Consider the following 17,487-nt stretch of genomic DNA (forward strand, 5'->3'; position numbering starts at 1 on the left):
TTTTTAGTGATGAAAAATTCGTCTAGATGACTGAGAGAGAATGATGAGAGAAGCCATTTTGCTCACCCCGGGGCCACTGACGACCAGCCTGGCAACCAAGACCGCCATGCTGACCGACTGGGGATCCTGGGATTCCGCGTTCAACGCGTTGACGGCAGGTGTCTGCAACGACCTGGTCAATATCGTCCACGGCAGCGACACGCATGTCTGCGTGCCCTTGCAGGGCTCGGGCACCTTTGCCGTCGAAGCCGCGATCGGCACGCTGGTTCCGAAGGACGGCAAGCTGCTGGTACTGGTCAACGGCGCTTATGGCCGCCGGATGGCGCAACTGACCAGGGTCATCGGCCGTCAGGTCGACGTGTACGAAACCGCCGACGACCGGCCGGCCGACCCGGCCGAAATCGCCGCGCGGCTGGCGGCTGATTCGGCGATCACCCATGTCGGCGCCATCCATTGCGAAACCAGCACCGGCATCGTCAACCCGCTGGCGGCGATTGCCGCCGTGGTCGAGTGGGCAGGGCGCAGCCTGATCATCGACGCCATGAGCGCGTTCGGGGCCCTGCCGGTCGACGCGCGCGAGATCCGGTTCGACGCGCTGATCGCGACCAGCAACAAATGCCTCGAAGGCGTGCCCGGCGTCGGTTTCGTCATCGCCCGGCGCGATTCGCTTCTGGCGGCGAGCGGCAACAGCCACTCGCTGGCGCTCGATCTGGTCGACCAGTACCTTTACCTGCAGAAAACCGGCCAGTGGCGCTTCACACCGCCGACCCACGTTGTCGCCGCGCTGGCGGCCGCGCTCGATCAGTATCACGCGGAAGGCGGCCAGCCGGCGCGACTGGCCCGCTACTCGGCCAATTGCCGCCAGCTGATTTCCGGGCTGGCACGGATCGGGCTGAAGCTCTTCCTCGAACCGTCGCTGCAGGCGCCGATCATTGTCACCTTCCACGCACCGAACCATCCCGACTACGACTTCAAGCGCTTCTACGAAGCGGTGCGCGAGCGGGGCTTCGTGCTTTATCCGGGCAAGCTCACCGCGCTCGAAACCTTCCGCGTCGGCTGCATCGGCGCCATCGACTCGGCCGAGATCGGCCAGGCGGTGGCGGCGATTGCCGATGCACTGGCCGAACTCGGCTGGACCCACTGATCTGTCGCGGCCGGCAAAACCCCGCTGGCATCGTTGTGCTCGCTTGCCGTACTTGCTTGTACTGTCTGCGCTTCGCACGCCTTGCCAGCGGGGTTTTTCCGGCCGCTCTGTGTTACTAGGAGCATACCCATGAACTACCGCTATACCCGCCGCTATGCCGGCAAGCTGCAGGCCGTCATTTTCGACTGGGCCGGTACCGTCGTCGATTTCGGCTCGTTCGCACCAACCCAGGTGCTGATCGATGCACTGGGCGGCTTCGGCATCGACGTCCATCTGGCCGAGGCACGCGTGCCGATGGGGTTGGCCAAGTGGGACCACATCCGGGCGCTGGGCGACATGCCGCAGGTCGCCGCACGCTGGCAGGCCAGGTACGGCCGCGCGATGAGCGACGGCGACGTCGATGCCGTTTACGAGGCGTTCATGCCGTTGCAGGTGGCCCGGGTCGGCCAGTACTCGCAACTGATCCCCGGTGCGCTTGACGCGATCGCCGTGCTGCGCGGGCAGGGCATCAGGATCGGTTCGTGCTCGGGCTATCCGCGCGTGGTCATGGACACGCTCATCCCGATTGCCGCGGGACGCGGCTATTTCCCCGATTGCACCATTGCCACCGACGACCTGCCGGCCGGCGGCCGGCCGGGGCCGTGGATGGCGCTGGAGAACGTCAACCGGCTCGGCATCAGTGATGTTGCGGCCTGCGTCAAGGTCGACGACACGGTGCCGGGCATCTTCGAAGGGCTGGCCGCCGGGATGTGGACCGTCGGCCTGTCGGCGTCGGGCAACGAAGTCGGTCTGACCCACGAGGAGTGGGCGGCGCTGAGCCCGGCGGAGCAGGCCGCGCGCCGGGCGCCGGCCGAAGCCAAGCTCTACGCTGCCGGTGCGCATTTCGTCGTCGACAGCATTGCCGATCTGCCGGCGGTGATCGACGAGATCAACGCACGTCTGGCGCGTGGAGAGCGCCCGTGATTCAAGCCGCGCGGCAACCGGCCGTGATGGGCGCACGACAGTGCGACGTTGCCATCGTCGGCGCCGGCATCGTCGGCCTGGCGCATGCGCTGGCGGCGGTCAAACGCGGCCTGCGGGTGACCGTGTTCGAGCGCGACAGGCAGCCGCTCGGCGCGTCGGTGCGCAATTTCGGTCTCGGTCTCGCGCTCGGGCAAACGCAGGGCGAGATGCATGCGCTGGCGCACGCCAGCCGCGAAATCTGGCTCGACGTCCTGCCCAGGGCCGGCTGCTGGCACAAGACGCAGGGCAGCGTGACCGTGGCGCGCAATCCGGTCGAGCAGGCCGTGCTCGACGAGTTCCAGTCCTTGCGCGGTGCCGAGTACGGAACGCGACTGCTGAGCCCGGCCGAGGTCGGCGATTTCGGGCTGCCGACCGGGCAGGTGGCGGGGGCGCTGTTCAGTGGCGACGAGATCGCGTTCGAATCACGCGTGGCGCTGCCGCGCATCGTGGCCTGGCTGGCCGAGGTGCATGGCGTCGAGTTCGTGTTCGGTACGCAGGTCAACGCGATCGACCTGCCGGCGGTGACGACGAGTCGCGGCATCTGGCAGGCCGGGCAGGCCATCGTTTGCGCCGGTCACGATTTCCAGACGCTGTTTTCCGACGCCTATGCCGAGCCGCCCCTGCAGCGTTGCGCGCTGCAGATGCTGCGCGTCGCCAATCCCGGCCTGACGCTGGGGCCGGCGTTCATGACCGGCATGTCGACGTTGCGCTACGGCTCGTTTGCCGGGCTGGAGACACTGGCCGCGTTGCGGCGCCAGCTCGACGACGCCGATCCGGTCTGGCTTGCCGAGGGCATTCACCTGATCGTCCAGCAGGTCGGCGAAACGGGCGAGCTGCTGATCGGCGACTCGCACCGCTACGGCGAATCGGTGGGCCCGTTCAACAGCGAGGCGATCGATGCGCGTCTGCTTCAGCTGGCCGAATCGCTGCTCGGGCGGCGATTGACGGTGCTCGAACGCTGGCAGGGGGTGTACGCCAGCGGCCCCGACGGTTACCTCGTGCGCGAGGCGGCGCCGGGCGTTACGGTGGTGGCGATCACCTGCGGTATCGGCATGAGCGTGTCGTTCGGGCTGGCCGAACGCGTAGTGGCGAACGCCCTGGCTTGACCGAGGCGGCGCGTGACACGGAATGTCGTGTCGCGCACCACCTTTCGTTGAGCGGACTCACTGTCTGGTGTAGTGCTTGCCTTCGAGATCGCCGTCGACGACGACCAGCTGGTCGTTCTCGACGCGCAGTTTCATGGTCTTGAACGCCTGCGGCATCTGCAGCTTCATGTCGGCGGGAGCGAACGCGGCGAGGCGCGCGGCCGCCCGGTCTTCGGGGACGGTCAGCCATTGCCATGCCGTGTTGCTGCCCTGATGGCGCAAGCCGACGCGTGACCAGCTTTCCGTGTCGGGCATGCTGATAGCGGCCTCGCCGTTCTGCTCGGTCACCGCCGTCGCCGTTTTCCCCGATTTGGCCTCGAACTTCACTTCTACACCGGGCTGGGGCCCCGTCCGGGGAACGCCGACAATGGCAATCCACTGTCCGGGCTCGGCCGGCTTCCTGATATTCATCTCGTCAGGCGTAAACGGGCGGAAGTCCGCTTTTTTGCGCGGTTGTTGCGTCGACAGCACCAGAGACGTGCCTTCGAGCTGCCACTTGCCTTGCGCGAAGACGTCCATGGCGCCATAGCTCAGGAACCAGTCGAAGCGTTGGTCCGGCGCGAGCTGGAGTTCGGAGCCGACCTCGCGCACGCCCTGCAGGTACCAGTGGCCGGTCAGTTGTGCGGGTTCGGGATTGGCGGCAACAGTACACGTTGCCGCGAGGTACAGCAGCGCAGCAAGGCGACGGGCCGATTTGAAGGGCAGCATTGTCTTCGTCCGGTTGATGGCAATGCAGATGATTACATTTTCATTACTTGATCGGAAATGATTTTGCCGTCACGGACTGTGGTCCCGGGCGGGAAGGTGCCGCCAGCCGGCTGTGCGGGACGAAACGTGTCGGGAACGCGACGGTTACAGATCGCAACAGCGGGCAGGGGGGCGGCTGGCTATGATCGCCGCCGCGGTGCGCGCTGCACCGTCCACTACCGGTTCCTGCACGATGTCCTCCGCCTGCCAAACCTGCGGCGCCTGCTGCGCCAGCTTTCGCGTGTCGTTCTACTGGGGTGAAACCGATGCCTGCCCCGGCGGGACGGTGCCGGCCGAGCTGACGACGCCGATCAACCCGTGGCGGGTGGCGATGCGCGGCACCGAGACCGCGCCGGTGCATTGCATCGCGCTGCAGGGCGAGGTGGGCATCTCGGTCGGCTGCGGCATCTACACGCGGCGTTCGAGCACCTGCCACGAGTTCACCGAAGGCGACGAGCGCTGCAACGATGCACGGGCGCGACACGGGCTGCCTGCACTGGGTCTCGTAAAGGCATAGCCGCGGCCTCCCCGGTCATGCCGGTGGCGCGTGGCATACGGCGATGAGCCTCAGTCCGGCTGCGGGCGCATCAGATAGGTCAGCAACTGCTGCGCGTGAACCGACAGCTCGTCACGGTTTCGCAGACAGATACGCAGTTCCCGACTGGCCCAGGTGTCGCCCAGACTCACGATCCGGGTCGGCAGTTCGCGAACGAATCGCGATGCAGCCGCTTCCGGGAGCATCGCAATGCCGACCTGTTGCGCCACCAGTTGCGCAATGGTGCCGAAACTGGGCGCCCGCACGCGGATTCGCAGCGGTTTGGCATTGCGGATGGCCATTTCCTCGATGAAACGCTGCATGGAGCGATCCGGCGGCAGGCAGACAAAGGGATAGTCGAGCGCGTCGATCAGCCGGACATGGCCGGTGTCCGCGAGCGGATGTGCTTGCGACACCAGCAGCACCAGCCTGTCCTGCCGGAACGGCAGCGACATCAACGCGTTTGTGGGCAGGTTGCCGTCGAACACGCCGAGATCGGATTCGCCGTCCTGCACGGCCTGGAGAATCTCGCTGCTCTTGCGCTCGACCAGTTGCAGGTCGACCTCCGGGTAGTCGGCCAGAAAGGGGCCGAGCGCCGCCGGCAGAAAGGTACTGTTGGCGACGGTGGTGGCTGCCAGACGCAAGCTCACCCGGCGCTGGCCGGCGAGATCGTCCAGCGTGTCGTTCAGCTTCGCCGTTTCGATCAGGACCTGGCGCGCGCGGTCGAGGACCAGTTGCCCGGCGGGTGTGGCCTGCATGCCCTCGCTGCTGCGGACGAACAGGCGGAGCGCACAACGCGATTCAAAGTTGCGCAAGCGATTGCTGGCCGCCGAAACGGCAATCGGAAACGTGGCCGCGGCCTTGCTCAGGCTGCCGAGTTCTTCGATGGCCAGCAGCAATTTGAGGTCGACGAGATCCAGATGCATGGTGTTCTGATTTGGAGAACGCAATGTGCGTGGAATGCTAATTCTACGATCTGTTGATTCACGACAGAATAAGGATGTCTTTTCTACGGCAGGCATTCATGAACGCATGGACGCAAAACTGGCGGCGCTGGTGTGCCGATGGGCGCATGTACGCCATCCTTTCCGCTGCGGGTTTCAGTTTGAAGGCCATTTTCGTCAAACTGGGCTACGCGGCCGCGCCGGTTGGTGCGCTGACCCTGCTGACCATGCGCATGGGGCTGGCGCTGCCCCTGTTCGTCTGGCTGATCTGGCTGAGCCGCCGGACGTCGAGCCGGTCCGCGCTCGGTGCCAGGGACTTGATGCACGTGGTGGTGCTCGGGGCACTGGGATATTACCTGTCGAGCCTGTTCGATTTCTACGGTCTGGAGTCCATCAGTGCCGGGCTGGAGCGGCTGATCCTCTACCTGTATCCCACACTGGTGCTGGTGTTCCACGCCGTGGTCATCCGTCGCTGGCCGGGCATGCCGGTGGTTCAGGCCATGGCGGTCTGCTATCTGGGCTTGGGCATTGCCTTTGTCCACGATGCGGGCGTGGCCGGACAGGGAGCGCAGCTGTGGACCGGAGCGGCCTGGGTGTTTGCCAGTGCGGTCACCTACGCCCTCTATTACCTGGGTACCGGCGCGATGCTGCGCCGCGTCGGTTCGATGCGTCTGGCCGGGCTGGCAGGCAGCGCATCCTCGGTGCTGGTGCTCGCGCATTTCCTGTTGCGCGGCCATCCGCTGCAGTTGTTCGATCTTCCGCCGGCGGTCTGGCTGTATGCCGCACTGATGGCCTTGGTGTCGACGGTCCTGCCGGTGTACTGGATGGCGCAGGCTATCGAGCGGATGGGGGCTGCTCAGGCTGCGGCGATCGGCAATCTGGGACCGGTGCTGACCCTGTTTGCGTCGTGGGGGCTGCTCGGTGAGACGCTTTCGGTCTACCAGATCGCCGGACTGGCGCTGGTGCTGTTCGGTGTATCGCGGCTGAAGCCGGAGCGGAGTGCGAGCGACCGAAGTCAGGCGGCTGGTGGCGGGGCGCTGGCCGGCTTGCAAGCGCAATCGGAACGCAGGCTTTAGCTGGCGCGTGGACGTTGCCGCAAGTCGCGGTCAATCCAGTCCCAGTAGCGCCCGCAAGTCACGCACGTCGAAGACCTGATGGCCGGTCCCCGCCGACTGCATCAACCGTGTGCAGGCTTCGGCGATGCGCGGGCTCGTCAGTGGCGTGACCGAGCGCGGCAGCATGTAGGCGAACTGCGCCAGATAGGACGCGTGGAACCGCGCCAGCCAGCCTTGCCCGGTTGGCGGCGTCCTGAACACGGTCGGGTGGACATGTGCGACACGCTCGAACGGCAGCAGCGCCAGCTGCCGGCCAGTTTCGCCGGCGGCCAGCGGCAGGTGGCGCATCATCTGCGCACTGGGCGGCATGGCCTCGATCAGGCAGAAGCGTCGGGCACCGGCCCGCGCCGCGGCTTCGGCCAGCGGCACGATGTCTTCGTGGCGTACCGCCTGCAGGCCGGCATCCCGCTGGTTCGCCAGACCGCGCTCGCCGACGTGGCAATACACGTCGTCGACCCTGGGCAGACGGACGGCTGCCAGTTCGGCGTGATCGAGCGGATCGCCGACCAGCTGGACTTCGTCACAGCGCGACGTACTGCTGAGCAGCGGCTTGCTCGTCAGCACCCAGACGTGGCGGTACTCGACCAGCAGCCGGTTCAGCAGCGCCTCACCGAGCCGGTTGACCGCGCCGACGATCAGCGCGGTCCGGCGCCGGTCCGCTTCGGGGGCGACCTCCTGCAAGGCGCCACGCAGGTCGAGGTACGGTTTGGCAGCAGGCCTCATCGGCGGGTGATCTCGTCCCAGGTCTTGTTCAGCCGTTTCAGCGACACCGGGTACGGCGTTTTCAGTTCCTGCGCGAACAGCGAAATGCGCAGCTCCTCGATCATCCAGCGGAACGGTGCCAGCGGCGCGGTATCGCGGCCTTCGCGCTGCCAGCGATCAAGCTCGCCCACCCAGCGCTGCCACAGCTCGGTGATCTCGGCGTTGCGCTGGCCGTCGCGCTGCGGATTCGCGACGCGCTTCTCGAGCCGGACGCGGATCGCCTTCAAATACAGCGGCAACCGCGGCAGCTGCTCCCACGGCGTCGCGGCGAGGAAGCCCTGATATACCAGGGTGCCGAGCTGCTGGTTCAGCGCGTGGGCGAGGTTGCCGGACTTGTTCGCCGCCATCACCACCGGTACATACTCGGCGACCACGGCCGCCAGCGTCCGGACCACCGCATCGCGCACGCTCGGCAGCCGGACCTTGGCGCGCGACTTCTGGTTGTCGAAGTCCTTCTTGCTGCGCGGCAGTTCATCGTCGCCGACGAAGGCGCGGTCGCAGATCGCCGCGACGATGTCCGCCATCAACTGGTCGGCGTTCTGGGTGCCGCGCAGCGCAATTGCATGCTGCTGGAAGTTCGGTACCGATTTTTCGAGCTGTTTGACGTGCTCCTTCAGTTCGAGCCGCATCAGCCGCACCACGCCCTGGCGGTGCGCGTCGTCGGCGGCGTGCGCCGTGTCGAACAGCCGGATTGCGCAGATCTCCTCGTCGGGCACCAGCGCCGGATAGCCGGTCAGTTTGCGACCGTGACGCTTGAAGGTGATCTGCTCGGGCAGGTCGCCGAAGTCCCACTTCACGATGCCGGATTTTTCGATGCCGGCATCGTCGGCCTCGTCGCGGAACGTCAGCTGCGCGGCTTCGCCGAGCTGGGCACGGATCGCGATCAGGTCGCGGCCTGCTGCAAGCTCCTGGCCGGCGTCGTCGACGACACGGAAGTTCATCAGGAGGTGAGGTGGCAGCACCGACGGATCGAAATCCTCGGCAGTCACCGTCAGCCCGGTGCCGCGCGTGACGGCGTGTGCCAGCTGCGGCAGCAACGGTGCCTCGCGATCGGCCTTGTCGAGCTCGGTCAGCATCTTCGTCGCGAACTCGGGCACCGGCACGCAGACGCGCCTGATCGTTTTCGGCAGCGACTTGACCAACAGCGTGACCTTTTCGCGCAGCATGCCCGGCACCATCCAGTCGAACACCGCGTGGTTGACGCGGTTGAGCTGGTGCAGCGGCAAGGTCAGCGTCACGCCGTCGAGCGCATGGCCGAGCTCGAAGCGGTAGGCCAGTGGCAGCCTGGCTTCCGCGAGCTTGAAGAACACCGGGAACTGCTCCTCGGTCACCGCGTCGGCGGTGTGGCTCATCAGGAACTCGCGGCTCAGGTACAAGAGCTGCGGCTGGTCGCGCTCGGCCTTCTTCAGCCAGGCCTCGAAGCTGGCGCCGTTGACGACGTCCGCCGGCACGCGCTCGTCGAAGAAGGCGTAAAGCGCGTTTTCGTCGACCAGCACGTCCTGACGGCGCGCCTTGTGTTCGAGCTCCTCGATCTCGAGCAGCAGTTCGAGGTTGTGGTCGAAGAACTTTGCCCTGGTCTGGTAGTTGAAGCGGACCAGTGCTTCGCGGATGAAGATTTCCCGCGCCTCGACCGGGTTGATCCGGCCGTAGTGGACGCGGCGACGGTTGACGATGGGCAGGCCGTACAGCGTGACGCGCTCGCTGGCGATCACCTGCGCGCCAGCCTTTTCCCAGTGCGGGTCGAAATACTGTTTCTTCGTCAGGTGGGTCGCGAGTTTCTCGATCCAGTCCGGTTCGATCGCCGCGACGCCGCGTGCGTACAGCTTGGTCGTCTCGACCAGCTCGCCGGCGACGATCCACTTCGGCCGTGCCTTCTTCAGCCCCGAGCCGGGGAAAATGTTGAACCTGATGTCGCGCGCGCCAAGGTATTCGTCGCGGTCGGGCTGCTTGAAGCCGATATTGCCCAAAAGGCCGGTGATCAGCGCCTTGTGGACCTGCTCGAAGGTGCCGGCGGCTTCGTTGCGGCGCCAGCCGAGGTCGTCGACGATATCGGCGAGCTGCCGGTACAGGTCCCGCCATTCGCGCAGCCGAATGTGCGACAGGAAATGGGTGTGGCACACCTCGACGAGCTGGCGGTTCGACGTTTTCTCGGCGACGGCCTTTTCGAAGAAGGCCCACAGGTTCAGATAGGTGAGGAAGTCGGACTTCTCGTCGACGAACTTCGCCTGCGCGCGGTCGGCGGCGTCGCGGGCGTCGAACGGCCGGTCGCGCGGGTCCTGCACCGACAGGCCCGAGGCGATGATCAGGATCTCGGACAGGCAAGCCTGTTCGTGGCCGGCGAGCAGCATGCGCGCCAGTCGCGGGTCGACCGGCAGTCGCGCCAGTTGCTTGCCGACCGGCGTCAGCTCGTCGGTGTCGTCGACGGCACCGAGTTCGTGCAGCTGTGCATAGCCGTCGGCGATCAGCCGGCCCGACGGCGCTTCGAGGAAGGGGAAGGCGTCGACCTTGCCGAGCCTGAGTGCCGCCATGCGCAGGATCACGCCGGCGAGGCTGGAGCGGACGATTTCCGGATCGGTGAACGGCGAGCGCAGATTGAAATCTTCTTCCGAATACAAGCGCACGCAGACGCCGCTCGACACCCGGCCGCAACGACCGGCGCGCTGGCGTGCCGACGCCTGCGAGATTTTCTCGACCAGCAACTGCTCGACCTTCGCGCGCGGGCTGTAGCGGTTGATCCGCGCGTGCCCCGAGTCGATCACGTAGCGGATGCCGGGCACGGTCAGCGAGGTTTCGGCGACGTTGGTCGCCAGCACGACGCGGCGGCCGTTGCCGGGACGGAAGATGCGCTGCTGGTCTTCGTTGCTCAGCCTGGCGAACAGCGGAATCACTTCGGCGTTGCGCAGCTTGGCCTTGCGGAAGGCCTCGGCGGTTTCGCGGATCTCGCGCTCGCCGGGCAGGAAAACCAGCACGTCGCCGGCGCCGTCGGTGCGCCACAGCTGCTCGACCTCGGCGACGATGGCTTCTTCCATCTCGATTTCGGCGTCGTCCTCGTCGCGGCTTTCGAGCGGTGCGTAGCGTACTTCGACCGGATAGGTGCGGCCGGAAACTTCGAGCACCGGTGCGCCGTCGAAGTGATTGGCGAAGCGCTCGGCGTCGATCGTCGCCGAGGTGACGATGACCTTGAGGTCGGGACGCCGCGGCAGCAGCTGTTTCAGGTAGCCGAGCAGGAAATCGATGTTGAGGCTGCGTTCGTGCGCCTCGTCGATGATGATCGTGTCGTACGCAGTCAGGTCGCGGTCGGACAGCGTTTCGGCGAGCAGGATGCCGTCGGTCATCAGCTTGATGTAGCTGTCGCCACCGGATTTTTCGGTGAACCGGACCTTGAAGCCGACGATGCTGCCGAGTTCGGACTGCAGCTCCTGCGCGATGCGGCTGGCGACCGAACGCGCGGCGAGTCGCCGCGGCTGGGTGTGGCCGATCAGACCGTTGACGCCGCGGCCCAGCTCGAGGCAGATCTTCGGCAACTGCGTCGTCTTGCCCGAACCGGTTTCGCCGCACAGGATCACGACCTGGTTCGCTGCAATCGCATCGCGGATCTCGTCGCGGCGCTGGTTGACCGGCAGCGATTCGTCGAATGTCGGTACCGGCAGATTCTGGCGGCGGCGTTCGGTCTTGCCGGCGGCGTGTTCCAGTTCCTGCTGCAATTGCGCTTCGAGCCGATCGGCCGGCTTGCCGGCAGCGCGCCGGGCATCGAGCGTGGCGAGTTTTTTCGCCAGCAGGGCGTATTCGCGCGCCGGAACCCGGCTCAGGAGATCGGAAAGGGAGGCGGAAGCGGTCATTGCGGCGCGGCGTCGTTGGCGTAACCGCGCATTTTATCACGCAGCGTCAATGCACCCGCACCTGCCAGGGAACTGCGCAGAGCCGGCTGGTGGGTGTGCAGCCGGCACGCCTACTCGGCTGCGTGCAGCACGATCAGTGTCATGTTGTTGCTGCTGATCGTTCGTGCCTCGCTCAGCAGCGGCGCATTGCCGGTGGCGGGGGTGAAGCGGCTGTTGCGTTGTGTCTCGCCGTCGCCAGGCAACAGTGTTCCGCCGGCAATCACGTCGAGCGGGCGCCCCAGCAGGGCAACCGGCGGCGTGTTCAGCAATTCGCAGGCGCGCAGGTTGGCGAACTCGATCTGGCTGTCGCGGACCAGCAGGAAGGCACATGGCAGCGCATCGGCGATGTCGCCGCCGAGCGGGTCGGTGACGGCGAGTGCCGCTTCGGCTGCCTTGACGTGGCTGATGTCGATGGCGATCGACAGGATGTACACGTCGCCATCGCGTACCAGCGGCTGTTTGGTGATGTCGAACCAGTGGGTGCGGCCGTTCGGCAGTGTCCAGTGATCGACGACCCGGATCGTCTGGCCGTGTTCGAGAACTTCGGCATCGCCGGTCGAGAACGGCAGCTCGTCGTCATCAATGCCCATATGCGATTGAACCAGCAGGTCGTGGCCCAGCGTCGTCTGCGTTGCGCGATTGACCAGCAGGAAACGGCCGTGCTTGTCGCGGACGAAGATCAGGTTGGGGCTGACGTCGATCACCTGGTTGACGAACAGCTGTTGCTGGAACAGTGCTTCCTCGGTGTCCTTCACGGCGCTGACGTCGCGGATCAGTGCCACGCAGCTGCGCGCGTCGCGCGGCATCATCCGGACTTCGAACGCCCGCGCGTTGCGTGCTTCGTTGCCGATCTTGTACTCGAAATGCAGCGGCTTGTTGCTGCTTTGTACTGCGATCAGGGCTTCAAGATACTGCCGGGCAATGCGGGCAGGAAAAATCGACGAAATGCGGTTGTTGTTGGTTCCGGGCGTCGGGTGCTGGTCGAAGCCCGAGGTGTTGAGCGCGACCGCCGAGCGGTTGGCGTAGTCGATTTGCCAGACGAGGTCGGGCAGGCAGGCGGGCAGGTCGGCAAAGTCCGACGCCGAAGAGGTGGTTTGTGCGTGCTGACGGGTGCCGAACAGCAACAGCAGCGCACAGGCGACGATGCCCAGCTGCAACAGCAGCATGCCGGCCGGGGCAAGGGGCAGCATGTGGCTGATCGCCAGCAGTACGGCGACGCCGATGGTTGCGGCAATGAAAACGGATGAGGGCAGGGAGCGCATGCGAATCGAGCGCCTGTCCGGGGTCGGGTCAAAGACGCCCTGAGTGTATCGGGCACTCGGGTGGCTTGACCATCAGGTGTGCCGCCGACGGTGACTGCGTTGCAACAGTGACGCGGAAATGCAAAAAGCCAGCTTACGCTGGCTTTTCACTGTGTCTTGGCGGAGCGGACGGGACTCGAACCCGCGACCCCCGGCGTGACAGGCCGGTATTCTAACCAACTGAACTACCGCTCCGCAGCGGTCTCGCTATGCCATTTACCAAAGGTAACTGGTGGGTGATGACGGGGTCGAACCGCCGACATTCTGCGTGTAAGGCAGACGCTCTACCAACTGAGCTAATCACCCGTCGTCAAACGAGGAGCGCATTAAAGCATGCCGGTTTTGGTCCGTCAACACCTTTTTCAAAAAACAGCAGTCGGAAGGATAAAACCGGACACGGTGGCGGCTGTAATGTGCTTGGAGTATAAAAACTGAGAAAATTTAACCAAACTGTAATTCCTGGAAAAACAAGTGCTACGGGTACCTGCGCTGAAACTGAAGTGGCCTGCGACGGGCAGGGCGATTCCGGTGCTCGAATTCATGCTGACGCTGGCCCTAGCCTGGCTTGCCGCCGGACTGTTCTGGCTGGTCCTGGCACCTCGGTCTGCGGTGCCGGTGCTGAAACCGCCAGAAACCGCGCCGGCGGTGCCGAATCTGGTCTGGCGCAACGCCCCGGCGTGGTTCGGTGCAACAGCCGGCAGCGAAACCGCAAGTACGCTATCGGCGCGGCTGATTGCCGTGATCGCCGGGGACGAGCGCAGCAGTGCGGCCGTCTTCAGCGGTATCGAAGCCAGCGCGGTCGCGGTCCGTGTCGGGCAGGCGGTGCAACCGGGCGTGCAGCTGGTCCGTGTGGCGCGCGACCGGGTCGAGCTCGAACGCAACGGCCGGCGCGAAATCCTGATGCTGGACGGCCACGACGCCAGCGCGATGGCCACCACGACGGTTGCGCCCGTGGCTGCGGCAGCAACTCCGGCGACGGGCGAGTTGCCGGCGCAGACGCTGTACCGCGGCCAGCTGGCCGCCACAATGCAGGCGGGCAACATCGCCGACTGGGCCAAGGGACTGGCGGCGGCCCCGGGCGGCGGCATCCTGATCAACGACCCGGCGCAGCAGCCGCTGGCCAGGTCACTGCAGTTGCAGGCCGGCGACGTCCTCAAGTCGGTGAATGGCCAGGTGCTTGCCCAGCCTGCCGACATGTCGCTGCTGCTGACCGTCTTCAGCCAGCAGGCCCAGATCAAGCTTTCGGTGTTGCGTGGCGGTGCGCCGACCACGCTGCAATACCAAATCCAACCTTGAAAGACACCATGAAATCCATGCTTCGCGCGTCCCGCCGCCTTCTGCTGGCCAGCCTTCTGGCCGCTCATGTCCATGCGGCCGACAACAAGGTGACGCTCAATTTCGTCAATGCCGACATCGAATCGACCGTGAAGGCGGTCGGGCTGATTACCGGCAAGAATTTCCTGATCGATCCGCGGGTCAAGGGCACGATCAACATCGTCTCGGCGCAGCCGGTCGACAAGGACTCGGTCTACCCGGTACTGCTGTCGGCTTTGCGGCAGCAAGGCTTTACCGCGGTCGAGTCGGGCAAGCTGGTCAAGGTGATGCCGGAAGCCGACGCCAAGACCAACAGCGGGCCGACCGAAAGTCGCGAATTGCGTGCGGCCGGCGACAGGATCGTCACGCAGGTCTATCCGCTCAAGTTCGAGTCGGCCAACCAGATCCTGCCCATCCTGCGTCCGCTGGTATCGGCCAACAACGCGATTTCGGTCTACGCACCGTCCAATACCCTGGTGATCACCGATTACGCCGACAACATCCGCCGGCTGAATCGCATCATCCAGAGCATCGACCAGCCGGCGCAGTCGGACATCTTCCCGGTACAGTTGAAGTACGCTTCGGCCGTCGACGTGTCGCAGATGCTTTCGCGGCTGATGCCGGAGCTCAACGCGCAGGGGGCCATTCCCGGCACGACGCCGGTCGACGGGGCGCGCCGCAGCAGCGTGGTGCCCGACGTGCGCAGCAACACGCTGCTGGTGCGCAGCGAGAACGCCGTACACGCCCAGCAGATCCGCCGCCTGATCGAAACGCTGGACCAGCCTGGCGCCGCCGGCGGCAACATCCACGTCGTCTATCTGCGCAATGCCGAAGCGGTGAAGCTCGCCGCCACGCTCAAGGGCGTGCTGACCGGCCAGGACAGCGGTGGCACGCAAGCCGCGAGCAACAGCACGGCTCCCATGTCGACCGGCAGCAGCAACGGCGGCCTGTCGCTGCCACCCAGCAGCCCCGCGTCGGTGTCGACAGGAAGTTCGGCCGCCAGCGTGCAGATCGGTGGCGTGACGGTGCTGCTTCAGGCCGATCCGATGACCAATTCGCTGATCATCACCGCGCCGGACAACGTCTACAACAATTTGCGCTCGGTGATCGACAAACTCGATGTGCGTCGTGCGCAGGTGTACGTCGAAGCGATGATCGCCGAGGTCAACGCGTCCAAGGTCGGCGAATTCGGCGTCCAGTGGCTGCTCGGCGGCGGCAACGACAACGTGTCGGGCATCGGCGTCAGCGCGCTCGGTTTGTTGTCGAACAGCATCGGCAGCCTGATCAGCGGCATCGTCAACAAGGACCCGAACAAGATCCCGACCGGGCTGACCGTCGGCGTCGTCAACGGCAATCCGTTCAAGGAGGGGGGCAAGACCCCGACGCTGGGCGTGCTGGCCAGCGCGCTGCAGAACACCGGCGACGCCAACATCCTGTCGACGCCGAACCTGATCACGCTCGACAACGAGGAAGCGCGGATCATGGTCGGCCAGAACATTCCGATCATCACCGGCACGCAGTCGTCGACCGGCAGCAACCCGAACCCGTTCACCACGGTCGAGCGCAAGGACATCGGTATCTCGCTGCGGGTGAAGCCTCAGGTATCCGAAGGCGGCAGCATCACGCTGTCGGTGTACCAGGAGGTGTCGACCATCGACAACACGGTCAACACCAACGGTGCCGGCATCGCGACCAAGAAGCGGGCGCTGGAGTCCAAGGTGCTGGTCGATGACGGTCAGGTCGTGGTGCTCGGCGGGCTGATCCAGGATCAGCTCGACAACGCCGTCAACAAGGTGCCGGGGCTGGGTGACGTCCCGGGTCTGGGCAATCTGTTCAAGTACCAGAGCCGCAACTGGGGCAAAGTCAACCTGATGATCTTCCTGCGGCCGGTGATCCTGCGTGACGGCGCGGCCAGCGATACGCTGTCGACCGACCGTTACCAGTACCTGCGCAACGAACAGGCGAAGTTCGGCTTCGACAGCCACCCGTTCCTGCCCGATCTGCCCAAGGTCGTGCTGCCCGAATTGCCGGCCCAGCCGGTCAAACCGGCCGATGCGCCTGTCACGCCCAAGGCCGAACCGTCGGTGCAGGGCGTACCGGGCGCTGCCCAGCCATGAACCGGCTGGTGCCGTTTCATTTCGCCCGCGATCGTGGCGTCGTCGACATCGCCGGCGACGATGCCAGCGTGCAGGTGCTGATGCGTCGTGGCGCGTCGCTGTCGGCCTTGAATGAGCTGCGGCGCAGCGCCGGCCGGCCGCTCGACATCGAACTGGTCGACGCCAGCGAGTACGAACGCCGCCTGTCGCGGCTGTTCAGTCACGGCAGTCAGGCGGCGAGTGTCGCCGATGATGTCGAGCAGCAGATCGACCTATCGAGGCTGGTGCAGGCGCTGCCCGAAATCGAGGATCTGCTGGATGCGCAGGATGATGCGCCGATCATCCGCCTGATCAATGCACTGCTGACCGAAGCGTTGCGCGAGGGCGCCTCCGACCTGCATCTCGAAGCGTTCGAAACGCGCTCGCTGGTGCGCTTTCGCGTCGACGGGACGCTGCGCGACGTCCTCGAACCCAAGCGAGCACTGCATGCGGCGCTGGTGTCTCGGATCAAGGTCATGGCCGGACTCGACATCGCCGAGAAACGCCTGCCGCAGGACGGCCGGATCACGCTGCGCATCGCCGGGCGGCCCGTCGACGTGCGGGTGTCGACGCTGCCGTCCGGGCACGGCGAGCGCGCGGTGCTGCGTCTGCTCGACAAGTCGGCGGGGCGACTGAATCTCGAGAAGCTCGGCATGGGCGGGCAGGTGCTGGCGCAACTGCAGGCGTTGCTCAGGCAGCCGCACGGCATCGTGCTCGTGACCGGGCCGACCGGCTCGGGCAAGACGACAACGCTGTATGCGGCGCTGTCGGGCATGGATGCGAAAACCGCCAACATCATGACGGTCGAAGATCCGATCGAATACGATCTCGACGGTGTCGGCCAGACGCAGATCAATCCGAAAATCGACATGAGTTTCGCCCGGGCCTTGCGCGCCATTCTGCGGCAGGATCCGGACGTGATCATGATCGGTGAAATCCGCGATCTCGAGACGGCGCAGATTGCCGTTCAGGCGTCGCTGACCGGTCACCTGGTGCTGGCGACGCTCCATACCAACGACGCGGCAAGTGCGGTGACCCGACTGGCCGATATGGGCATCGAGCCCTTCCTGCTCGCAAGTTCGCTGCTCGGCGTGCTGGCGCAGCGGCTTGCGCGGACGTTGTGCCCCGAGTGCCGGATTGCCTATGCTGCAGACGATGCCGAGCGGGCGGCAATGGGGTGTGCCGAGGCGGTCACGCTGTACCGGCCGGCCGGATGTGCGGCGTGCAACCACACCGGCTACCGGGGACGCTCGGGTGTATACGAACTGCTGACGATCGACGAAACCTTGCGCGGCATGATCCATGACCGCGACACCGAACAGGCCGTCAAGCAGCACGCGATGCAGGGTGGCATGCTGACGTTGCGGCAGGATGGCGAGCAACGCGCGCGCTCGGGCCAGACCAGCCTCGAAGAAGTCTGGCGGGTGACGCGCGAGAGCTGAGTGGTATTCGAGAAAACGGGTGT

The 17,487-nt window shown here is 65.6% G+C and carries 13 protein-coding genes and 2 tRNA genes; 8 read left to right on the forward strand and 7 right to left on the reverse strand.

Annotation, left to right across the window (positions count from 1 at the left end):
* Nucleotides 1–43 precede the first annotated feature (43 nt).
* The 3 genes from IE097_RS04045 (at nt 44) to IE097_RS04055 (ending at nt 3,252) form a co-directional block, all read left to right on the forward strand.
* Entirely contained in the window at nt 44–1,144 is a 1,101-nt protein-coding gene (locus IE097_RS04045; protein ID WP_229797417.1) for a 2-aminoethylphosphonate--pyruvate transaminase, read from the forward strand.
* 129 nt (nt 1,145–1,273) lie between these two features.
* The gene (gene phnX / locus IE097_RS04050; protein ID WP_189458867.1) at nt 1,274–2,107 is read left to right on the forward strand and encodes a phosphonoacetaldehyde hydrolase; all 834 of its coding nucleotides are present in this window, start codon (nt 1,274–1,276) and stop codon (nt 2,105–2,107) included.
* A complete protein-coding gene (locus tag IE097_RS04055) occupies nt 2,104–3,252 on the forward strand; it encodes a TIGR03364 family FAD-dependent oxidoreductase (RefSeq protein WP_189458868.1) in 1,149 nt (382 codons plus the stop codon). Before phnX ends, IE097_RS04055 begins: the two co-directional genes overlap by 4 nt.
* Before the next feature lie 57 nt (nt 3,253–3,309).
* On the opposite strand, the gene IE097_RS04060 is transcribed toward IE097_RS04055, so the two are convergent.
* Nucleotides 3,310–3,999 carry a hypothetical protein gene (locus IE097_RS04060; protein WP_189458869.1) on the reverse strand — a complete coding sequence of 230 codons (690 nt, stop codon included), beginning with the start codon at nt 3,997–3,999 and terminating at the stop codon, nt 3,310–3,312.
* A 232-nt stretch (nt 4,000–4,231) separates the two neighbouring features.
* Between IE097_RS04060 and IE097_RS04065 the strand changes: the two genes are divergently transcribed.
* Complete coding sequence (locus IE097_RS04065; protein ID WP_189458870.1) at nt 4,232–4,555, forward strand: YkgJ family cysteine cluster protein; 324 nt, start codon at nt 4,232–4,234, stop codon at nt 4,553–4,555.
* 50 nt (nt 4,556–4,605) lie between these two features.
* Here IE097_RS04065 and IE097_RS04070 read toward each other — a convergent pair whose 3' ends face one another.
* Complete coding sequence (locus IE097_RS04070) at nt 4,606–5,499, reverse strand: LysR family transcriptional regulator (RefSeq protein WP_189458871.1); 894 nt, start codon at nt 5,497–5,499, stop codon at nt 4,606–4,608.
* A gap of 146 nt (nt 5,500–5,645) precedes the next feature.
* Between IE097_RS04070 and IE097_RS04075 the strand changes: the two genes are divergently transcribed.
* Nucleotides 5,646–6,593: a DMT family transporter gene (locus tag IE097_RS04075; protein ID WP_229797418.1), complete on the forward strand. Its 948-nt coding sequence runs from the start codon at nt 5,646–5,648 to the stop codon at nt 6,591–6,593.
* A 30-nt stretch (nt 6,594–6,623) separates the two neighbouring features.
* Here IE097_RS04075 and IE097_RS04080 read toward each other — a convergent pair whose 3' ends face one another.
* From IE097_RS04080 to IE097_RS04100, 5 genes are all read right to left on the reverse strand, one after another.
* Nucleotides 6,624–7,355 (reverse strand): hypothetical protein, encoded by a 732-nt coding sequence (locus IE097_RS04080; protein WP_189458873.1) that lies wholly within the window; start codon nt 7,353–7,355, stop codon nt 6,624–6,626.
* Nucleotides 7,352–11,233 carry an ATP-dependent RNA helicase HrpA gene (gene hrpA / locus IE097_RS04085; RefSeq protein ID WP_189458874.1) on the reverse strand — a complete coding sequence of 1,294 codons (3,882 nt, stop codon included), beginning with the start codon at nt 11,231–11,233 and terminating at the stop codon, nt 7,352–7,354. The genes IE097_RS04080 and hrpA overlap by 4 nt, the downstream gene beginning before the upstream one ends.
* A 110-nt stretch (nt 11,234–11,343) precedes the next feature.
* Nucleotides 11,344–12,534, reverse strand: a complete 1,191-nt coding sequence (locus IE097_RS04090; RefSeq protein WP_189458875.1) for a PAS domain-containing protein — start codon at nt 12,532–12,534, stop codon at nt 11,344–11,346.
* A 157-nt stretch (nt 12,535–12,691) separates the two neighbouring features.
* A tRNA-Asp gene (locus IE097_RS04095) sits at nt 12,692–12,768 on the reverse strand.
* A gap of 35 nt (nt 12,769–12,803) precedes the next feature.
* Nucleotides 12,804–12,879 (reverse strand) — tRNA-Val (locus IE097_RS04100).
* A gap of 165 nt (nt 12,880–13,044) precedes the next feature.
* Here IE097_RS04100 and IE097_RS04105 point away from each other — a divergent pair.
* From IE097_RS04105 to gspE, 3 genes are read left to right on the forward strand one after another with little or no spacing between them, the layout of a single operon-like run.
* Nucleotides 13,045–13,869 carry a type II secretion system protein N gene (locus IE097_RS04105; RefSeq protein ID WP_189458876.1) on the forward strand — a complete coding sequence of 275 codons (825 nt, stop codon included), beginning with the start codon at nt 13,045–13,047 and terminating at the stop codon, nt 13,867–13,869.
* A gap of 8 nt (nt 13,870–13,877) precedes the next feature.
* Nucleotides 13,878–16,004: a type II secretion system secretin GspD gene (gene gspD, locus IE097_RS04110; RefSeq protein ID WP_229797419.1), complete on the forward strand. Its 2,127-nt coding sequence runs from the start codon at nt 13,878–13,880 to the stop codon at nt 16,002–16,004.
* Nucleotides 16,001–17,464, forward strand: coding sequence for a type II secretion system ATPase GspE (gene gspE / locus IE097_RS04115; protein WP_189458877.1), 1,464 nt, complete (start codon nt 16,001–16,003; stop codon nt 17,462–17,464). Before gspD ends, gspE begins: the two co-directional genes overlap by 4 nt.
* Nucleotides 17,465–17,487: the final 23 nt, after the last annotated feature.

The organism is Jeongeupia chitinilytica, from assembly GCF_014652315.1.
GTDB classification, from domain to species: domain Bacteria; phylum Pseudomonadota; class Gammaproteobacteria; order Burkholderiales; family Chitinibacteraceae; genus Jeongeupia; species Jeongeupia chitinilytica.